Genomic DNA, 18668 nt, shown 5'->3' on the forward strand with positions numbered 1-18668 from the left:
CATCACTAATATCAGACTACAAGAGTTTTTGCGTACGCGTTAGCTTTTTATTATTAAAATTTTACCCACTTATTCAGAATAAAAATCAGCTTTCAATTGATGATTTTAGTTCTCTTTAAAAATAATGCCAACACAACGAGGGGAATAAAAAGTACCTAGAGAATTTCAGTAATCCATACTCAACTTCACATCCAGCATCGCCAGACATCCCCCCACGAAACCTTCAGCAGTTTGCATCTCTTTTCGTATCGTGCCATCTGAGCATTTTCTCTTTCTCGCTATTTTGCGAAGCGATACCCCATAGACATGATGTGCAATCAACAAATCGAACTCTTCAGGTTTGTACTTCTTCAAGCGAATGACGCAGCCGTCGATAACCAACCCATCATCATCGCAGCAGGATAGTTCACCACATGAAGTATGCGGTAATAATCCCTTAAACCCAGCGGCAATTGGAGAATAGTCAATCCCGCTGCTATCACGGGCCCACACTCCCCACCGTTCCAAAATTTTGTGCATATCTCTCATACTGACCTCTCCGGGGGTTGCCAAACCGCCAATGACTCCGTGTCACCAAATGTTGAGAAACTCTCACCCCAACCGATTACTGTATAAATAAACAGTATTAAGTATACCCAAAGGTATTTTTTTATCAACACCAGAAAGTCATTTACCTAACGGTAAATTTGGGTACGATGGCCCTATGAAAAACGAGCAGAAAAATCAACTACAGGAAACACGACGGGAGCGTCTTTCCTCCCTGATCAGCAGCCTTGGCGTTGGGGGACAGAAGCGTCTGGCAGAAGCCCTTGGCATCGCTGCTGATTACGTTTCCAGAATGCTCTATCCAGCTGGTAAAAAAGGCAAGAAAGGTATCAGCGGAGATATGGCCAGAAGGATCGAGCAATTTTTCTCTATCCAAATCGGCTGGCTTGATGGCTTGGAACAACCTGAAAAACGCCGTAGCCCCAGCACCCTACAGCAAAACCAAGATGCCCATATTAGAACTCTGCCATTATTGGAGTGGGAATTGCCTTTGTTGTATGGCAAAAATCGAAAGAACAGCATCGTAAAATACCCTGCCGTCGTTAATTGCAGCTCCAGTGCTTACTGGCTGACGGTGCGGGACAACACGATGAGTGGTTCTGTGGGTGTAAATTACCCTAAAGGATCATTAATACTTGTAGAACCAATAACATATGGAGTGACGGAATTAGTTTCCGGTGACAAAGTCATTGCCAAAAAACAAGACTCTGACGATCTTGTCTTTAAAATTTATGTCGAAGACGCAGAAAATAAATGGCTTAAGGGGATTATGCCTGGGCTCCCCCCGTTGAATGGTAATGAGTACGATATCCTTGGAGTAGTGTTGGGCGCCTGGCTCCCTTAGTAAAATCGCTATTCCATTTCCCCGACGACCAAAATAACTCACTGACTTTCAATTGATTACCGGAAAACGAAAAACCCCAGCAATCTTAAAGATTACTGGGGTTCGTAGACGTTGTGAAACGTCAGTACAACTTATATGGTGCCGGCTACCGGAGTCGAACTGGTGACCTACTGATTACAAGTCAGTTGCTCTACCTACTGAGCTAAGCCGGCTAAATTTGGCGGAAGGACAGAGATTCGAACTCTGGGAGCTGTTACACTCGACGGTTTTCAAGACCGTTGCCTTAAACCACTCGGCCATCCTTCCAATGGGCGCAGATATTAGCGCTACCGTTATGAAATGTCTATCGTTTCATTCGAAAAAATGCAGGAAAAAGTGCGTTTGGTTAAACTTCGTGCCGTCAGTGGTTAAAAAATGAAAAACCCCGCATAAGCGGGGCTCAATTATTCAGCAACAGACAGATTATTTAGGTTGGGAGTCATAGTCTGAACAGGTCTGATATCCTTTATTCATTACATGACCGGTATCGTTGTAGCTGACAAAATAGGTCTGCACTTTACCGTCACGCGGTGCCACCGCATAAGTATCACATGTGCCTTGTGCATGAACCAGGGTAGCTGTGGTTGACGGTGGGCCCGCAATGGCCCGAACTTGCTGCTTGGTCATCCCTACTTTTACGTCGCTGACCACCGGCTCATCAACATAACTGGCGGCACGGTCATACGCAGTACAGCCAGCCAGGATGGAAAATGCCGCCGCTGTGCAAACGGCTAAAACCAGCTTCTTCGTCATAGCTTGTCCTCTTAGAGTGCGTTTATTGTCCCCTAACTCTAGAAGAAGAAAGGCTTTTCGACAAATGCCGCTTTGTCTCTCGGTGCGCTTTTTCATTTTGTCAGCAGATTACGCAACAGGTCACGCCCAAAACACCAGCATTTGCCTACGGCGATCGGCCACTATTTCCTTCTTGGCCGGATCTGTCCCCCAGGCTGCGGGGTTTAAATATCCTTCTGCTGTTTTGCTAACTGCGCCTCAAATACTTTTTGTGATTCTTTCACATAGTGCTGCAACCCCTGACGATCGACAAAAGCATCCAAATCTCCTGCTCGCAGCCGCACCATTTTATTTTCCAGATCGAAGCGTGTTCCCTTATTGGCGATGAAGATATCTGCCTGCTGCTCCGCAAGTCGAGCAAAGCTACCGCGAATATCCTGCACCAAATCGGGGTAGTTTTTATTGTCGATCAGATAATAATCCGGCGTTGCCAGACTGTCGGCATAGACCAGTCGGTAGTTTTGCTCCCCCTGACGTAACGTGGTTAGCCACGAGGTTGCCCCCGGCAGATGACCTGGCGTCATCAGCGCTGTTAACGTCAAACCGCCCAATGTAATGCTGTCGCCTTCACCAACAATAATATCGGCCTTCACTGGTGGGAAGCTCAGCGCATCACCGAGAGCAAAATCCTGCTTTCCTCCCAGCGCTAGCTGCTCGGCATTCGCTGCGCTGGCAACAACTTTCGCCCCGCTCCATGCCTTCAACCGCGCAATACCACCAGCCTGATCAAGGCGTGCATGGCTATTGAGGATATAACGCAAGTCCTTAATGTCGAAGCCCAACGCCTCAATGTGCGCTTTTATCGTTGGTGCGCTGGCATCTAATGCAGCGTCGATCAGAATCAACCCTTCCGGGGTGCTCAACAATACAGATGAAAGGTTGCGGGTACCGACATAATAAACATGCGGGAACATCTGGAATGGCGCGACCGGCTGCGCCCATTGTTCAAACAATGTATACGGAGGAGCGCTGGAAAGCGGCTGTGCGGGATTGAGCTGTGCCTGTGCGTTGAAACACAAAGTGATAGTCATGGCAGCCAAAAAACCAATGTTCTTTTTCATATTCCAATTCTATGGAGGTAAACGGGGCTGAAGTATACTCAGAGCAATATTGAGGCGTATTCAATTTATAAGGCCATTAATGAACATCCTGCAAATGGACATGAACCTGCTGAAAGTGCTCTATCTCTTGACCATCACGGGCTCCAGTCAGAAAACAGCGGACAAGCTGAGCATCAGCACTTCAGCAGTCAGCCATGCGTTAGCCCGCCTGCGTGAGGTACTGGATGAGCCGCTATTCCGCAGAGAGGGGCATACCCAAGTCCCAACCCTGTTTGCTCTATCGTTGAAAGAGAAGCTGACGCCGCTGTTCTCTTCGCTGGACAATGAACTGTTCGGCCATATGCAGGACACACCACGACACTTCACCTTAGTCGCCCCTCCTGCACTGCATCCGATTCTACTGCCGCTTTTGGCGCAGAAAAGCACGCTCGCCAATGCAGATATTCGCTGTCAGAATTTTGAGCGGCGTTCATGGCGAAATGAACTCCTTGAAGGCAGTATCGATATGGTGATCGCCGTCGGCGATCACCAACAGCGAACCAGTGCACTGCGTTATGAACTCATTGGCAGTACACGTCTGGTAGCAGTATTCGGGCAGCCCTTGCATCAGGCGTTACAGCATAAGAGTGGACTGCGATTCAGCGAATTGGCTGACTACGCACACTATTACTGCCATCCGTGGCCGCAGGAAGAAAATGAGCTGGACCGCCAATTAAAACGACAGGGATTACAGCGTAGAATTCAGCTCAGTTGCGCCGATTACGCTCAATTACCCCCAGTGCTGCGGACGGCCCCTTTGATGGCTGTCGTTCCGCTGCCCTGGTTCAACGCCCAACCCGATAAACAAGGACTACACGCACTCCCCATTCAGGACAATCTGGCGGTTGGCCATCTGTTTTCACATTATCGTCAGGGTGAAATAGAGTGGAAAAAAAGGCTTATATCCACTCTTCATGCAGAACTGCGGCCCTATTATCAGTAACAACAATCAGAAGCCAAATTCACTCAGCGCCGCAATATCATCCGGACGACGGCCAAGCGGCCAGTGGAATTGGCGATCCTGTTCGTGGATAGGCATATCGTTGATGCAAGCATGTCGGTTAATCATCTGACCGTCTGGATTAAACTCCCAGTTCTCGTTGCCAAAACTGCGGTACCAGTTGCCGGAATCATCACGCCATTCATAAGCAAAACGAACCGCAATACGCGCCCCATCAAATGCCCAAAGCTCTTTAATCAGCCGATACTCCAATTCTTTCGCCCATTTCCGCTGTAAGAATGCACACACAGCGTCCCTGCCATCAACGAATTCAGCCCGATTACGCCACTGGGTATCCACAGAATAGACCTGCGATACCCGTTCAGGATCGCGACTGTTCCAGGCATCTTCAGCCAAACGGACTTTCTCAATAGCCGACTCACGGGTAAACGGGGGTAACGGGGGTTTAATGCTCATCACTCACCTCTCAGGTTTTAATCATGTAGACAAGTCTGTCTACGCAATTAAGCTAGCGCATGTAGACAGACTTGTCTACAATCGCTGTAATCAATATTTCTGGAGATGTTTGATGCCTGTTGCCAGCAACACTCTACCGCCGCGCCAGCGTATTCTGCTGACAGCCCACGATTTGTTTTACCGTGAAGGGATACGTGCTACCGGGATCGATCGCATTATTAGCGAGTCAGGTGTGGCTAAGGTCACGTTTTATCGCCACTTTCCTAGCAAAAACGAGTTGATTGCAGCGTTCCTGGCTTACCGCCATGAACAATGGTTGAGTTGGTTCAGCGCATCGCTGGAGAAACATGTGGCCCAGCGTGGGGATGTGCTGCTCGCTTTGGTACCTTGTTTTGAAGAGTGGTTTACCGATCCACAATATCGCGGTTGTGCTTTTATCAATACGGCAGTCGAACTAGCAGAGATGCTGCCGGAAAGCCTGAACATCGCGCACCAACACAAAAAACAGATGGCTGAAGAGATAGCCCGCCACCTTCCCGCGGGCCCGCAGCAGGAACAACGGGCAGAGATACTGGCGATGCTGATCGACGGAGCGATCGTCAAAGTACAAATTGAGCAGCAAGCACAGCATGCACTGCTGCTGCTCGGAGAGATGTTGAAGACGCTGGCTACAGTCTGGAACACTCAGTAATTGGCCCAGATCCCCGGCGTCACTAACTCCAACAGATGATTGTCGGGGTCCCGGAAGTAGATACTTTCACCACCGTGATCCCAACTCATGCGCCCTTCGATCTCAATGCCATGCACCGTAAGGTGTTGCTCCCAATGCGGCAACTGTTCTTTCGTCACCGCAAGTCCAATATGCAGCGGTCCATTGCCATCATGTGGAGGAATATATCCTTCGGGATAATGTGCCCCCTTTACAGAATCACCCTCAATAAACAACAACAACACACTTTGCTGACCCACGTTGTAGGCACGGAAACGCGCGTTAGCCACCATAACCGGCAGCTTTAACACTTCCTGATAGAAAGCAGCGGCACGCTCGATATCTTTGACATACAACACGGTTTCAATCACCCGCTCAATATTGAGTTCCATACTAACCTCCTGATTTATTTGTATAGAGGAAGTTTAGGTAAACGGCAGAACATCAAAATGGCAATCCGTGCCGCATTAATATCAATTCGTGCCAAATCACAGGCAAAAAAAACGCGGCCCGAAGGCCGCGTGGTCACATTCACACTCTGTTGCTTAGAACTGGTAAACCAGGCCCACGGCAACCACGTTGTCGGTGTTGATACCGGCAGCTTTGGTGAAGTCATTCTCATCCAACAGGTTGATTTTGTAGTCAACGTAGGTGGACATGTTTTTGTTGAAGAAGTAGCTGGTACCCAAGTCCACAAATTTGACCAGATCTTCGTCGCCATAATCCTTGCCGTTAGCTGCCAGACCCAGGTTTTTACCTTTAGTTTGGTTATAACCAACAAATGGACGCAGACCGAAGTCAAACTGGTAATGTGCATAGGCTTCGAAGCTTTGTGCCTTGTTGGCATAGCCATATGCATCACTGCTTGAAGACCCGAAACGTGCAGCATTGTAGGATTGAGTGAACATCACGGCCAGGTAAGTGTCGTTGGCGTCATATTTCAGACCACCTGAATAACCTTCTGCGCGATCACCACGGCCCATGATGCCGCTGTAACCGTCACCGCCGTTCTGCTGGGTGGTACGTTTAGAGTTGAAGAATGCACCTGCAGCGCTGATGCCATAGCCCAGATCGTAGTTCACCGACATGCCGTAGCCGTCGCCGTTTTGACCCAGTACATCACGGCCATTGTTAGACTCTTCACCGCTGCCGTTTTTACCTTGGTACTGCAGGGCAAAGTTCAGGCCGTCTACCAGACCGAAGAAGTCGGTATTACGGTAAGTCGCCAAACCGCTAGAACGCTGGAACATGAACTGGTCAGCGCCATATGTGGAACCATCAAACTCAGGCTGCAAGTCGGTATAAGCGGCTACGTCATACAGCACGCCAGTATTACGACCGTAGTCGAATGAACCGTAGTCACCAAACTTCAGACCGGCAAAACCGTAACGGGTAAAGTTTTTGTTGTCCTGGCTTTCCGCGTGATTGAGGTTGGCCTGATATTCCCACTGGCCATAACCGGTCAGTTGATCGCTGATTTGTGTTTCGCCGCGCAGGCCGAAACGCATATAAGACATGTCACCATCTGAGCCACTGTTATCGGAGAAATAGTGAAGACCATCGATTTTACCGTACAAATCCAGTTTATTACCGTCTTTGTTGTAGATTTCCGCCGCGCCTGCTGTGCCTGCAACCAGCAGAGCGGGTACTATCAGAGAGAGTACTCGAAGTTTCATTGTTATTATCCTCGTTAATTATGTCGAGCTATGGCCACTGCCCTTTTGAGCATTATTAGCACGACTGTGCATTACCATTCTGGTAACAAGGGTAATATTAATCCAGAAAGAAAATGATACCAAGTATCCGATAGTGTTTCATTGTGATTAATAAAGGTTTCCAAATGTAAACTTGAGCGAACTTCCACAAAACATTACAGACAAACAAAATAAGGCACATAATGCCAAAAAATACACTTATAGATATAAAATCATGTAGTTATACAAAACTTTAAGAAAAAACAGACTGCCATACAAAAGTCATTTCCAATAAGCACATTGTGCCAAAAACACCGCTTAACACTGCCGTTATAATAATCCCGCTATCATCATTATTTTCATTATTACCTTCATTATCTGTAAGATAATTTCTGAACACTTCGACCGGCTTCTGGCCGGTTTTTTATTGCCTCACATTTTTCTCATATTCTGCTTTTACCGCACTTTTCGCTAAAAAATAATCACCTATAGAGATCATCCCGCCAATTAACTTCCGCACTAATCGCTAATCTTTTCTTCTATTATAGTCTACATATTAAGCGCATTAATTTGGAAAGCGTTCTATTGCTTAAATACCTACCACTTGAGCTGTAAAACTGTTTAAGACGACAACATTGGCCGCACAGTGTCTATTTTGATAGTCTGCAATAAATACCCAAATGAAAATGACCTATGCTACTTCAACCCGAAGCGCTATGGCGCCGGCTACAGAGTTCCCCTTTCCGCGCCAAGTTCCGTCTTAACGTCAAAGACCAACTTTATTTTGAAACCAAAGGCCTGCCGCTGATCCTCAGTCACGCACGAGACTTTATCGAACAACGACTTGCCGCACCCTTTCCAAAAAATGACGGCAAACAAACGCCCATGCGAGGACATCCGGTATTTGTCGCCCAGCACGCCACAGCCACCTGTTGCCGCGGCTGCCTGGCCAAATGGCATAATATTCCACAAGGCCAAGCACTGGACGAACAACACAAGCTGTATATTGTGGATGTCATTGCCCTGTGGTTGGAACACAGAGCCAGTGTAAAGGCCGATGACAGCGCAAATCCTTTCGACCCGGATCGCGGATTGTGATAAAAACACTCCATAACTTTTAGCCCGTACTCCCACAATAGATCCTGATGCCCACATGACATCCACCTTGTGCAGTGAACAGCAAAAACCTGGCGTCCCGGCGCAGATAGCCACGCGATTGGCCTTTTTTGTTGCCGGTTTCGGCATGGCCGCTTGGGCACCACTCGTGCCATTTGCCAAAGCACGTATTGGTATAGATGACGGCTCCCTGGGTTTGCTGTTGTTGTGCATTGGTGCCGGTTCGATGTTGGCAATGCCATTAACCGGTTATCTGACCGGTAAGTTAGGCTGTCGCCCGGTTATTTTGCTGGCCGGTCTGGCATTGTGTATTGATTTACCCCTGCTGGTGCTGATGAATACCACGACAGGTATGGCGCTTGCCCTGCTGCTGTTTGGAGCGGCGATCGGCATGATTGATGTGGCGATGAACGTACAAGCAGTGGTGGTCGAACGCGCCAGTGGCAAAGCAATGATGTCGGGTTTCCACGGTTTCTTCAGCGTTGGTGGCATTGCCGGTGCCGGCGGAGTCAGCGTGATGCTATGGTTGGGATTATCGCCCTTGCTGGCAACGTGGATCACCGTATTAACCATTGCCGCGCTATTGATGCTAGCCAGCCGCAATTTACTGCGTGAAAGCGGCGGCGAAGAAGGTGGCCCAATGTTCGTGCTGCCACGCGGTTGGGTCATGTTTATCGGTATTCTGTGCTTTATTATGTTTCTCGCCGAAGGTTCGATGCTCGACTGGAGTGCGCTGTTCCTCACCACATTGAGGGGAGTCGATCACAGTCAGGCAGGGCTGGGCTATGCATTATTCTCTATCACCATGACCATCGGCAGGCTGAACGGCGATCGGGTGGTGAACACGCTGGGTCGATATAAGGTATTGCTGCTCGGCAGTTTATGCGCGGCGATCGGCCTCAGTCTGGCTATTGTCTTCAATAACGCCATAATTTCGTTGGTAGGGTTTATGCTGGTCGGCCTTGGGGCCTCTAATGTGGTACCGATTTTGTTCAGTGCAGCAGGCAATCAGCATGATATGCCCGCAAACCTGGCCATCGCCTCCGTCACCACAGTGGGTTATGCCGGTATTCTCGCTGGGCCCGCGCTGATCGGGTTTATCGCACAATTCTCCAGTCTGACAGCGGCTTTTGCCTGCGTTGCAGTATTACTTCTGGCGGTTACCGCCAGCGCCAGAGCCGTAACCCGTTGATTCAGGAATGCGCAGTCAACTATGCAAAATAAACAACTGACGATTAGCTCAAGCAACATTACCCGCTGCTTCCTGTTATTTTCTGTACTGCTGACGATTGCTATCGGCCTGTATGGCTACAACTATACCAATGCCTGGCTGGCAGAAAAAAAGTATGCACTGAATAGCATCGCCAATGCCTTGCAAAAACGCATTGATAGCTACCGTTACGTCACCTATCAGATCTACGACAAGTTCGGCAATGCATCATCTTTGAACGTGGATCCCAGCTTGCAGGAAACCCGGTTGCGCCCGGACGTTTATTACCTGGAAAAACCGCATAAAAAAACGGATGCGATTATTTTTGGCAGCCATGAAGAAGGCACCCTGGCGATGATCGCCAATATTTCAGACTATCTGGATACCCGGTGGGGAGCCAAAACTGAAAATTACGCCATGTATTACCTCAATGGTCAGGATAACAGCCTGAGTTTAATCACCACTCAACCGCTGAAAGAACTGGCCTCACGCTTCAAAGAAAGTTACCTGACGACGTCGGCAGAGGATCGCCGGGCAGAGATGCTGCAGCAGGCTAACATGCTCGATGAACGTGAAAGCTTCTCTGCCCTGCGTAAGCAGCGCTTCCAAAATGCTTATTCATTTTCAATCCGCACCACCTTTAACCAACCGGGGCATCTGGCCACGGTGATCGCCTTTGATCTACCGATTAATGACATCATCCCGATCAATATGGCCCGCGCCAACTTTATGCTGCTGCCTGACGATATGAACCTGGATGACAGCGCCGTTTCGGTAGATACGGCTACCAATGCCGGTGTCTCAATGACCGGCAACTGGGTCGAGTTCAGCGCCCCACTGCCCAATGCGCCGCTGAAAGTGGTTTATCGCGTTTCTGCAATCAACCTGGCCATTGACCTGCTACGCAACAATATCTGGCTGATCGTCATTAATCTGTTGCTGTTGGCGCTGTCGATGGTGGGCATTTACTTTATCCGTCGCCAATACATTCGCCCGAGCGAAAATATGGCGGTTGAGCTGGAAACCGAGCGCGCACTGAATCAGGAAATCATCGCCAGTTTACCCTCCGGCCTGCTGGTGTATAACTTCACCAGTAACACAGTGATCGCCAGCAATAAGATTGCCCAACACCTGCTACCTCACCTCAGCCTGCAAAAAATCGCCCATATGGCCGAACAGCACCACGGCGTTATCCAGGCGACAGTCAACAATGAGGTGTATGAGATTCGTATCTTCCGTAGCCAACTGTCACCGGAAACCTATCTGTTCCTGCTCAATGATCAGGACAAGGAAGTGATGGTGAACAAGCGCCTACAGCAAGCACAACGCGAATACGACAAGAACGTACAGGCACGTAAGCTGATGCTGCATAACCTGGGTATTGAGCTGAACCAGCCAGTGCGTCAAATGCATGACCTGGCCGACCGCCTACGTACCCAGCCGGATGAAGAACAGCAGCAAGCACTTCTGAAACAACTGACGGCACAATCCTCATCGGTGCTGGGGCTGATTGAAAATATCACCCTGCTCACCCGTCTGGAAACCCAGGACTGGCAACCTTCGCGCCATCCCTTCAGTCCGTCGGTCTTGATTGATGAGTTACTGCGTGAAGCCTTGCCGTCCATCAATCAGAAAGGGCTGACGCTGTTTAACCATTTCCAGCTTGATGTTGAACAGCACTACGTGGGGGACGCCAACGCGTTACGCAAAGTGCTTTCACTGTTGGTGCATTACGCCATTATCACAACGTCCTGTGGCAAGATCTCGCTGGTGATCGATCATGAACCTGAACACCCCGATCGTCTGGTGTTCCATATTAATGATACCGGCTCCGGTATTTCCAATGAGGAAATCAGCAATCTGAACTACCCGTTCCTCAGTCAGACGTTGGTGGATCGCTTTAATCATGGTTCCGGCCTCACTTTCTTCCTATGCAACCAACTGTGCAAAAAGCTTAACGGACAGTTGGATATCCGCAGCAAGGTGGATATCGGTACCCGCTATACCATTCGCGTGCCGATGGAGATGGAAAAAAAGGATGCGGAAGCACAGGAAAAACTGCTCGATGGCGTAACGGCGCTGCTGGACATCACCTCTGAGGAAGTCCGCGGCATTGTTACGCACTTGCTGCACGCCTATGGCGCAAGCTGCATCATTGCCGATGAACGTCAGATCAACCGCGATTACGACGTGCTACTGACGGATAACCCACAACGAGCCGACGATTATACTTTGCTGCTGACCAGCGATGAGGCCGGATGGCAACAGCTTGAAAAACGGTACATTCGAGTAAACTATAACCTGAGTGGTGCAATGATCGACGCCGTATTAATGCTGATTGAACAGCAAATGGCCGCTCTGGAACAGCAGGAAAGTGCGCTTTCACTGACCACAAATGACATCCAACTCTATGAAAAACAATTGAAATCAAGTGATTACTATGGCCTGTTTGTCGATACAGTACCCGACGATGTCAAAAAACTGTATACTGAGGCGGGCAGCAGTGATTTCAATGCTCTGTCACAGACCGCACATCGCCTAAAAGGCGTGTTTGCCATGTTAAATCTGCTTCCCGGTAAGCAACTGTGTGAATCGTTAGAACAGCACATCGCAGACGGTGATGCGCTCAAGATCGAGAATAACATCAGTCAGATTGATTTTTTCGTCAGTAGACTGCTGCAGCAAGGTAGCCAACAACATGAATAACCTGAACGTAATTATTGCTGATGACCATCCTATCGTACTGTTTGGCATCCGGAAGTCACTTGAGCAAATTGAATGGGTGAATGTCGTTGGGGAGTTTGAAGACTCAACAGCACTGATCAACAATCTGTCCAAACTGGACGCTAACGTCCTGATCACCGATCTTTCGATGCCTGGTGATAAGTATGGCGACGGCATTACGCTGATCAAATACATCAAACGCCATTATCCGCAATTGTCGATCATCGTTCTGACCATGAACAACAACCCGGCAATTCTTAGTGCCGTGTTGGATCTGGATATTGAAGGCATCGTGTTGAAGCAAGGTGCACCAACTGACCTGCCGAAAGCACTGGCCGCATTGCAGAAAGGCAAAAAGTTCACGCCGGAAAGCGTCTCCAAACTGTTGGAGAGAATCAGCGCCAGTGGTTACGGTGATAAGCGTCTGTCACCGAAAGAGAGCGAAGTACTGCGCCTGTTTGCCGAAGGTTTCCTGGTGACTGAGATCGCCAAGAAACTCAATCGCAGCATCAAAACCATCAGTAGCCAGAAGAAATCGGCCATGATGAAGCTGGGTGTTGAGAACGATATCGCACTGCTCAACTACCTCTCTTCTGTCAGCATGGCACCGCTGGACAAAGACTAAAGTCGTCCGGTTGTTCACAGAGGGCGCGGCATTATGCCGCGCCTTTTTGCTTTTAAGCCTTCTCCTGCTCGATACGCAGGCGGCGTACCTGTTGACTGTAATATGCCAGCGTTTGATCTAACGTTTCTAACGTCACCGGTTTGGACAGACAATTGTCCATCCCCGCCTCGATACAGCGCTGTTTCTCTTCCGCCAACGCATTCGCCGTCACGCCGATTACCGGTGAGGTAAAGTGCAATTGACGCAAACGCTGAGTCAGGAGATACCCGTCCATGTTCGGCATGTTAACGTCGGTCAGCACAATATCGACCCTGTTGTGATTGAGTACATCTAATGCATCGACACCATCATTGGCCGTCACTACCTGGTACCCCAACGAGCTCAACTGATCGGACAACAACCGGCGGTTAATCGGATGGTCGTCCACCACCAGCAAATGTATATCGCCGTTATCTACTTTGCTGGCCTTAACCGGCAACGGCAATTGCATCAGGGTATTGCCACTTTCATCAAGGGTACCAAATAGTCGGTTGAGCAACGTGAGGGTTTCACGCGGCGTCGACGTACTGTGCATCCAGTAACCCGGCCGGGTTTCCTGCGACGGGCCAATATGCTCAATAGAGAATTGGATCTGCGCCAGCAAAGGCGTACTGACCATCAGTGGATGGTCACTGAGCATCACATCACTGGCGGCAGTCTCCTCTCCCTGATGGCGCAACACCCTAGCGCCATAACCGCCCAGAATTTCCATCAGATAGCTTTCTAGCCGTTGATTGCGGATATCCAGCCACAAGGTTCTACCTTGCCAGGTGTCACTGGCCTGCGGGATCGGGAACTGTGCATTAAACAGAGGGATACGGATAGTAAACAAACTGCCCAATCCCGGCTCAGACTCAACAGCAATGTCGCCATCCATCATGTTGATCAGCTTTTCACAAATCGCCAGCCCCAGCCCAGTCCCCTGGAAATGACGCTGAACGCCACTCCCCACCTGGAAGAATGGGTCGAACAAGCGGGTAATTTCTTTCTCGGGAATGCCGACGCCGGTATCGCGAACGCTGAACTCCAGATAGCTTCCACGCGTGCACACCTGCAAAATGATACAACCGGTATCGGTAAACTTAATGGCGTTGTTCAACAAGTTAGATAACACCTGTTGTAACCGCACTGGATCGCCTGAAATACGTTCCGGTACGTTTTGTTCGATAAAGCAGTACAACCCCAGGCGCTTCTTCACCACCAGCGGCAAATAGTTACCGGCAATATGGGTAATCACTTCCAGACAGGAAAACTCACGCGGCTCAATTTTCAGCTGTTCGGACTCGATTTTGGAGAAGTCGAGGATATCGCTGATGATCTTCAGCAGCAGTCCCGAGGAGTTGTTCATCGCATTGACCAGCCGATCAACACCCTGCGGCAGTGCCTTGGTTTGCAATAAATCGAGGTTGCCGATGATGCCGTACAAGGGGGTGCGTAATTCGTGACTCACCGTCGCCAGGAACATCGACTTCGACTGACTGGCCTGCTCTGCCGCCGCCGCCATCTCCTGCAGCGATTCTTCCATTTTCACGCGAGCACTGACGTCTACCAACACACAGATCGCCACATCCTCGTTGCGGTAACGGGAATGCACAAAGCTGATTTGCAGATTATTGTTATTACTGGTCATCACATCGACAAAATTTGCCTGCTGTTCGCAAATGATGCGTGTGATGCGATCACGGTCTTCGTGAGTCAGTAAATTGATGTAGTTATGCGCCAGCTCGTTACTCAGAATGTTAGTGCCATCGCTGATGCGTAAAATACAAATCCCCACCGGTGCCGAAGCAACAATTTTGCGGTTGAACTGCTCATGTTCTTCCAACCGGAACGCATTGTCTTCCGCGGGTAAAAACATTTTCCGCTCAAACAACCAGGCCAACGTGAACAGCACAATGGCGGACAGCAAATTGAGCAATACCGCATTGAGTATCAGCATCTTGAAACGCTCAACCACGGTCTTCACCGGCACAGAATACACAATACTGAGCGATGATGGTGGCAGCGCCTTTTTCATGATCAGGTCGCGGTAATTATCCACATAACCAAAATAGGCTTGCTCGTCTGGGTAGCTGCCGGACGCTTGCGCATCGCGCTCACCATCCGCCAACCGCAATATTGGATCGTTATTCTCATCCAGCAGAGTCACTGCAATCGGCAAATTGCCCGCGGTGACGAAATCTTCTAAACGTATCGTCTGCTCAATGCCCAGCAACGCCTCGAGCTTGTTGCCAATATAAATGGGTGTCAGCACATACAAATAGCCGACATCCGGCCGCTGCTGGCTTGGGCTGATCCAGTACAGGTTATTGTCTTTGTCCTGGTTTTTGGCATTGCGATATTTAAGGATGCGCTCGTGCAGGGTCTTCAGCGCATCTGCACGGTTGGTGACACCGCTGCTGCCACCAAACTCCGCCATGCACAGGCTGTCGCCGCCGATGAAAAACACCCTATTGAGATCATAGGCCGCGACAAAATTCTCTTTCCAGTATTGAATCAACCCGCTTAGCGAATTAAGCGAGCTGCGGTATGTGGTGTTGAGTGAACAGTTGGACTCCGGATACAACGGGAAAAACTCCGGTGAACTGCTCTTGCCAGGGAAGATACCGTTGAACATGTCCAGGCTGTTGACTGAACCATTGAGACGGTTTTCTGCCATGTACTTAATATCACGAATAATGTCGGCAGAATGGCGGATATAACCCTGGGCCTGATCAAAATTCAAATTGTAGTCCTGCCGGATATCAGATTCTTTCTGGTGCAGGATATTCAGGATATAGAACGTGGTGAGCAACGCTCCCAACGACCACAACATAATCGCCAGTACCCGAAACAGATAGCGGGATATTTTTAACGTGGTACGAAAAGAGGCTAAATATTTCAATCGGATACCATACAGAAGTAAGTGGCGACCAGCGAATTCATATCAGAGACTGGATCTCTGGTTTGGGTCTGGTAATTAAACCATATAACTGAAAAAGGGCCTAGCATCGCTGCCAGGCCCTTTATACCAATGCAATAGGGGAGACATGCTGCCCTACAGCTTAGGCGTTATCATCATCCGCATTGTCTACCGCGTCAGAATCATCATCGCCCTCGTCCAGCGGCGCTGCATCTTCTTCTACGCCTTCCGCACCCGGCTCCAAGCTGTCCAGCTCTTCGTCTTCCACCGGTTCGGCAACACGCTGCAGGCCGACGACGTTCTCGTCTTCAGCAGTACGGATCAGCGTAACACCTTGGGTATTACGACCAACCACGCTGACTTCAGATACGCGAGTACGCACCAGCGTACCGGCATCGGTGATCATCATGATCTGATCGGTCGTTTCGACCTGTACCGCACCAACAACCTGACCATTACGCTCGCTCACCTTAATGGAGATAACCCCTTGGGTGGCACGTGACTTGGTCGGGTATTCGGTCACAGCGGTACGTTTCCCGTAGCCGTTCTGGGTGACGGTCAGGATATCGCCTTCACCACGTGGCACAATCAGGGAGATAACGCTGTCGCCTTCGCCCAGATTGATACCGCGAACACCGGTAGCAGTACGGCCCATTGAACGCACCTGCGTTTCTGGGAAGCGAACCACTTTACCATTGGCAGAGAACAGCATGACTTCGTTGCTGCCATCGGTCAGGTCAACACCAATCAGCTCGTCACCCTCGTTGAGGTTAACGGCGATGATGCCGGCACTGCGTGGGCGGCTAAACTCGGTCAAGGCAGTTTTCTTCACGGTGCCGCTGGCAGTCGCCATAAACACGTGACGCCCTTCTTCGTACTCGCGTACAGGCAGAATGGCGGTGATACGCTCATTGGCTTCCAGCGGCAACAAGTTGACGATTGGACGCCCACGCGCACCACGGCTGGCTTCAGGCAATTGGTACACCTTCATCCAGTACAAACGACCACGGCTGGAGAAGCACAGGATCGTATCGTGGGTGTTGGCCACCAACAGGCGATCGATAAAGTCTTCTTCTTTAATACGTGCAGCTGACTTGCCCTTACCGCCACGGCGTTGCGCTTCATAGTCACTCAACGGCTGATACTTCACATAGCCTTGGTGCGACAGCGTAACTACCACGTCTTCCTGGTTGATCAGGTCTTCAATATTGATATCTGAAGTGTTGGCGGTAATTTCAGTACGGCGAGCGTCGTTATACAGCTCTTTGATTGCAATCAGCTCTTCGCGGATCACTTCCATCAGACGGTCTGGGTTTTCCAGAATAAAGATCAGCTCAGCAATCGCTGTCAGCAGCTCTTTATACTCGTCCAGCAGCTTTTCATGCTCCAGGCCGGTCAGTTTCTGCAGACGCAGATCCAAAATCGCCTGAGCTTGCTGCTCGGTAAGGTAGTACTTACCGTCACGGATACCGAACTCCGGCTCCAGCCACTCAGGACGAGCAGCATTGTCACCGGCGCGTTCCAGCATGGCGCTCACGTTGCCCAGTTCCCACGCTTGAGCAACCAGCGCGACTTTGGCTTCCGCAGGGGTTGGCGCACGACGGATCATTTCAATAATCGGATCGATATTTGCCAGTGCAATGGCCAACGCTTCCAAGATATGGGCGCGATCACGGGCCTTACGCAATTCGAAGATGGTACGACGTGTAACCACTTCACGGCGATGGCGAACAAACGCCTGCAAAATATCCTTCAGGTTCAGCAGTTTCGGCTGTCCCTGATGCAATGCCACCATGTTGATACCGAAGGTCACCTGCAGCTGAGTCAGCGAGTACAGGTTATTCAGCACCACTTCACCGACCGCATCACGTTTGACTTCAATGACGATACGCATACCGTCTTTGTCAGACTCGTCACGCAGCGCGCTGATGCCTTCCACACGTTTTTCTTTGACCAGCTCGGCGATCTTTTCGATCAGACGCGCCTTGTTCACCTGATACGGGATCTCGTGAACAATGATGGTTTCGCGGCCAGTTTTGGCGTCGGCTTCTACTTCGGCACGCGCGCGGACATAAACTTTACCACGCCCAGTGCGATACGCCTCTTCGATACCGCGACGGCCATTGATGATTGCCGCCGTCGGGAAGTCTGGCCCCGGGATGTGCTCCATCAGGCCTTCGATGCTGATGTTTTCATCATCGATATATGCCAAACAACCGTTGATAACCTCTGACAGGTTATGTGGCGGAATATTGGTCGCCATGCCCACTGCGATACCTGACGAGCCGTTTACCAGCAGGTTCGGGATCTTGGTTGGCATGACGGCTGGGATCTGCTCGGTGCCATCATAGTTAGGCACGAAGTCGACGGTTTCTTTTTCCAGATCCGCCAGCAGTTCGTGAGCAATTTTGGACATGCGCACTTCGGTATAACGCATTGCCGCAGCGGAGTCGCCGTCGACGGAGCCGAAGTTACCCTGACCGTCCACCAGCATATAGCGCAGCGAAAACGGTTGGGCCAAACGCACGATGGTGTCGTAAACCGCGCTGTCACCGTGAGGGTGATATTTACCGATCACGTCCCCGACGACACGGGCCGATTTCTTGTATGGTTTATTCCAGTCGTTACCCAGTACATTCATCGCGTACAGTACGCGGCGATGCACCGGCTTCAGTCCATCACGAACATCTGGCAGCGCACGTCCGACAATTACGGACATCGCGTAGTCCAGATACGAGTTTTTCAACTCGTCTTCGATGTTTACCGGTGTGATTTCTCTGGCAAGGTCGCTCATGGAGCTGCTATCCCTCTACTAATGATTCATCTGCCCGCTGCCATAGTGGCAAAGGTGTAAAACTATATCACAAAGCACGCTTTACGGGAAAATAACCGCCGCTCTTTAACTGAAATT

The 18668-nt window shown here is 50.0% G+C and carries 15 protein-coding genes and 2 tRNA genes; 7 read left to right on the forward strand and 10 right to left on the reverse strand.

Annotated features, from left to right (window positions below; genetic code table 11):
- Positions 1 to 165: 165 nt before the first annotated feature.
- Positions 166 to 528 (reverse strand): antiterminator Q family protein, encoded by a 363-nt coding sequence (locus SGBXF1_RS16460; RefSeq protein ID WP_061807999.1) that lies wholly within the window; start codon positions 526 to 528, stop codon positions 166 to 168.
- A 175-nt stretch (positions 529 to 703) separates the two neighbouring features.
- On the opposite strand from SGBXF1_RS16460, the gene SGBXF1_RS16465 reads away from it, so the two are divergent.
- Positions 704 to 1390: a S24 family peptidase gene (locus tag SGBXF1_RS16465; protein ID WP_186427202.1), complete on the forward strand. Its 687-nt coding sequence runs from the start codon at positions 704 to 706 to the stop codon at positions 1388 to 1390.
- A gap of 136 nt (positions 1391 to 1526) precedes the next feature.
- Here SGBXF1_RS16465 and SGBXF1_RS16470 read toward each other — a convergent pair.
- The 4 genes from SGBXF1_RS16470 to blaSPR form a co-directional block, all read right to left on the reverse strand.
- A tRNA-Thr gene (locus SGBXF1_RS16470) sits at positions 1527 to 1602 on the reverse strand.
- A gap of 6 nt (positions 1603 to 1608) precedes the next feature.
- Positions 1609 to 1696 (reverse strand) — tRNA-Ser (locus SGBXF1_RS16475).
- 156 nt (positions 1697 to 1852) lie between these two features.
- A complete protein-coding gene (gene osmE, locus SGBXF1_RS16480) occupies positions 1853 to 2182 on the reverse strand; it encodes an osmotically-inducible lipoprotein OsmE (RefSeq protein WP_037420878.1) in 330 nt (109 codons plus the stop codon).
- A 203-nt stretch (positions 2183 to 2385) separates the two neighbouring features.
- The gene (gene blaSPR, locus SGBXF1_RS16485) at positions 2386 to 3282 is read right to left on the reverse strand and encodes an SPR family subclass B3 metallo-beta-lactamase (protein ID WP_037420882.1); all 897 of its coding nucleotides are present in this window, start codon (positions 3280 to 3282) and stop codon (positions 2386 to 2388) included.
- A 79-nt stretch (positions 3283 to 3361) separates the two neighbouring features.
- Here blaSPR and SGBXF1_RS16490 point away from each other — a divergent pair, with 79 nt between their 5' ends.
- Complete coding sequence (locus tag SGBXF1_RS16490; protein ID WP_037420884.1) at positions 3362 to 4264, forward strand: LysR family transcriptional regulator; 903 nt, start codon at positions 3362 to 3364, stop codon at positions 4262 to 4264.
- A gap of 6 nt (positions 4265 to 4270) precedes the next feature.
- Here the strand turns inward: SGBXF1_RS16490 and SGBXF1_RS16495 are convergent, their stop codons facing one another.
- Positions 4271 to 4738: a nuclear transport factor 2 family protein gene (locus tag SGBXF1_RS16495; RefSeq protein WP_186427203.1), complete on the reverse strand. Its 468-nt coding sequence runs from the start codon at positions 4736 to 4738 to the stop codon at positions 4271 to 4273.
- Positions 4739 to 4850: 112 nt separating this feature from the next.
- Here SGBXF1_RS16495 and SGBXF1_RS16500 point away from each other — a divergent pair, with 112 nt between their 5' ends.
- Positions 4851 to 5429 carry a TetR/AcrR family transcriptional regulator gene (locus SGBXF1_RS16500; protein WP_186427204.1) on the forward strand — a complete coding sequence of 193 codons (579 nt, stop codon included), beginning with the start codon at positions 4851 to 4853 and terminating at the stop codon, positions 5427 to 5429.
- Here SGBXF1_RS16500 and SGBXF1_RS16505 read toward each other — a convergent pair.
- The gene (locus tag SGBXF1_RS16505) at positions 5423 to 5839 is read right to left on the reverse strand and encodes a VOC family protein (RefSeq protein ID WP_037420893.1); all 417 of its coding nucleotides are present in this window, start codon (positions 5837 to 5839) and stop codon (positions 5423 to 5425) included. The two genes, SGBXF1_RS16500 and SGBXF1_RS16505, sit on opposite strands and share 7 nt — an antisense overlap.
- 153 nt (positions 5840 to 5992) lie before the next feature.
- Positions 5993 to 7123 carry a porin OmpC gene (ompC, locus tag SGBXF1_RS16510; RefSeq protein WP_037420895.1) on the reverse strand — a complete coding sequence of 377 codons (1131 nt, stop codon included), beginning with the start codon at positions 7121 to 7123 and terminating at the stop codon, positions 5993 to 5995.
- Between the two features lie 711 nt (positions 7124 to 7834).
- Between ompC and SGBXF1_RS16515 the strand changes: the two genes are divergently transcribed.
- The 4 genes from SGBXF1_RS16515 to rcsB are packed head-to-tail and all read left to right on the forward strand — an operon-like array spanning position 7835 to position 12816.
- A complete protein-coding gene (locus SGBXF1_RS16515; RefSeq protein WP_073963469.1) occupies positions 7835 to 8239 on the forward strand; it encodes a DUF4186 domain-containing protein in 405 nt (134 codons plus the stop codon).
- Positions 8240 to 8294: 55 nt separating this feature from the next.
- On the forward strand, positions 8295 to 9449 hold the full coding sequence (locus SGBXF1_RS16520; RefSeq protein WP_037420900.1) for an MFS transporter: 1155 nt from the start codon (positions 8295 to 8297) through the stop codon (positions 9447 to 9449).
- Between the two features lie 21 nt (positions 9450 to 9470).
- A complete protein-coding gene (gene rcsD / locus SGBXF1_RS16525; protein ID WP_186427205.1) occupies positions 9471 to 12173 on the forward strand; it encodes a phosphotransferase RcsD in 2703 nt (900 codons plus the stop codon).
- A complete protein-coding gene (rcsB, locus tag SGBXF1_RS16530; protein ID WP_037420903.1) occupies positions 12166 to 12816 on the forward strand; it encodes a response regulator transcription factor RcsB in 651 nt (216 codons plus the stop codon). The genes rcsD and rcsB overlap by 8 nt, the downstream gene beginning before the upstream one ends.
- Positions 12817 to 12868: 52 nt before the next feature.
- Here rcsB and rcsC read toward each other — a convergent pair whose 3' ends face one another.
- Both rcsC and gyrA read right to left on the reverse strand, forming a co-directional pair.
- Positions 12869 to 15739: a two-component system sensor histidine kinase RcsC gene (gene rcsC, locus SGBXF1_RS16535; protein ID WP_186427206.1), complete on the reverse strand. Its 2871-nt coding sequence runs from the start codon at positions 15737 to 15739 to the stop codon at positions 12869 to 12871.
- 160 nt (positions 15740 to 15899) lie between these two features.
- Positions 15900 to 18551 (reverse strand): DNA topoisomerase (ATP-hydrolyzing) subunit A, encoded by a 2652-nt coding sequence (gyrA, locus tag SGBXF1_RS16540; RefSeq protein WP_037420909.1) that lies wholly within the window; start codon positions 18549 to 18551, stop codon positions 15900 to 15902.
- Positions 18552 to 18668 lie beyond the last annotated feature (117 nt).

The sequence above is a fragment of the Serratia grimesii genome (assembly GCF_900186025.1).
Classification (GTDB): domain Bacteria; phylum Pseudomonadota; class Gammaproteobacteria; order Enterobacterales; family Enterobacteriaceae; genus Serratia; species Serratia grimesii.

Coding starts and splice junctions, on each gene's coding strand:
- SGBXF1_RS16460 (WP_061807999.1), bottom strand. CDS start 528: ATGAGAGATATGCACAAAATTTTGGAACGGTGGGGAGTGTGGGCCCGT.
- SGBXF1_RS16465 (WP_186427202.1), top strand. CDS start 704: ATGAAAAACGAGCAGAAAAATCAACTACAGGAAACACGACGGGAGCGT.
- osmE (WP_037420878.1), bottom strand. CDS start 2,182: ATGACGAAGAAGCTGGTTTTAGCCGTTTGCACAGCGGCGGCATTTTCC.
- blaSPR (WP_037420882.1), bottom strand. CDS start 3,282: ATGAAAAAGAACATTGGTTTTTTGGCTGCCATGACTATCACTTTGTGT.
- SGBXF1_RS16490 (WP_037420884.1), top strand. CDS start 3,362: ATGAACATCCTGCAAATGGACATGAACCTGCTGAAAGTGCTCTATCTC.
- SGBXF1_RS16495 (WP_186427203.1), bottom strand. CDS start 4,738: ATGAGCATTAAACCCCCGTTACCCCCGTTTACCCGTGAGTCGGCTATT.
- SGBXF1_RS16500 (WP_186427204.1), top strand. CDS start 4,851: ATGCCTGTTGCCAGCAACACTCTACCGCCGCGCCAGCGTATTCTGCTG.
- SGBXF1_RS16505 (WP_037420893.1), bottom strand. CDS start 5,839: ATGGAACTCAATATTGAGCGGGTGATTGAAACCGTGTTGTATGTCAAA.
- ompC (WP_037420895.1), bottom strand. CDS start 7,123: ATGAAACTTCGAGTACTCTCTCTGATAGTACCCGCTCTGCTGGTTGCA.
- SGBXF1_RS16515 (WP_073963469.1), top strand. CDS start 7,835: ATGCTACTTCAACCCGAAGCGCTATGGCGCCGGCTACAGAGTTCCCCT.
- SGBXF1_RS16520 (WP_037420900.1), top strand. CDS start 8,295: ATGACATCCACCTTGTGCAGTGAACAGCAAAAACCTGGCGTCCCGGCG.
- rcsD (WP_186427205.1), top strand. CDS start 9,471: ATGCAAAATAAACAACTGACGATTAGCTCAAGCAACATTACCCGCTGC.
- rcsB (WP_037420903.1), top strand. CDS start 12,166: ATGAATAACCTGAACGTAATTATTGCTGATGACCATCCTATCGTACTG.
- gyrA (WP_037420909.1), bottom strand. CDS start 18,551: ATGAGCGACCTTGCCAGAGAAATCACACCGGTAAACATCGAAGACGAG.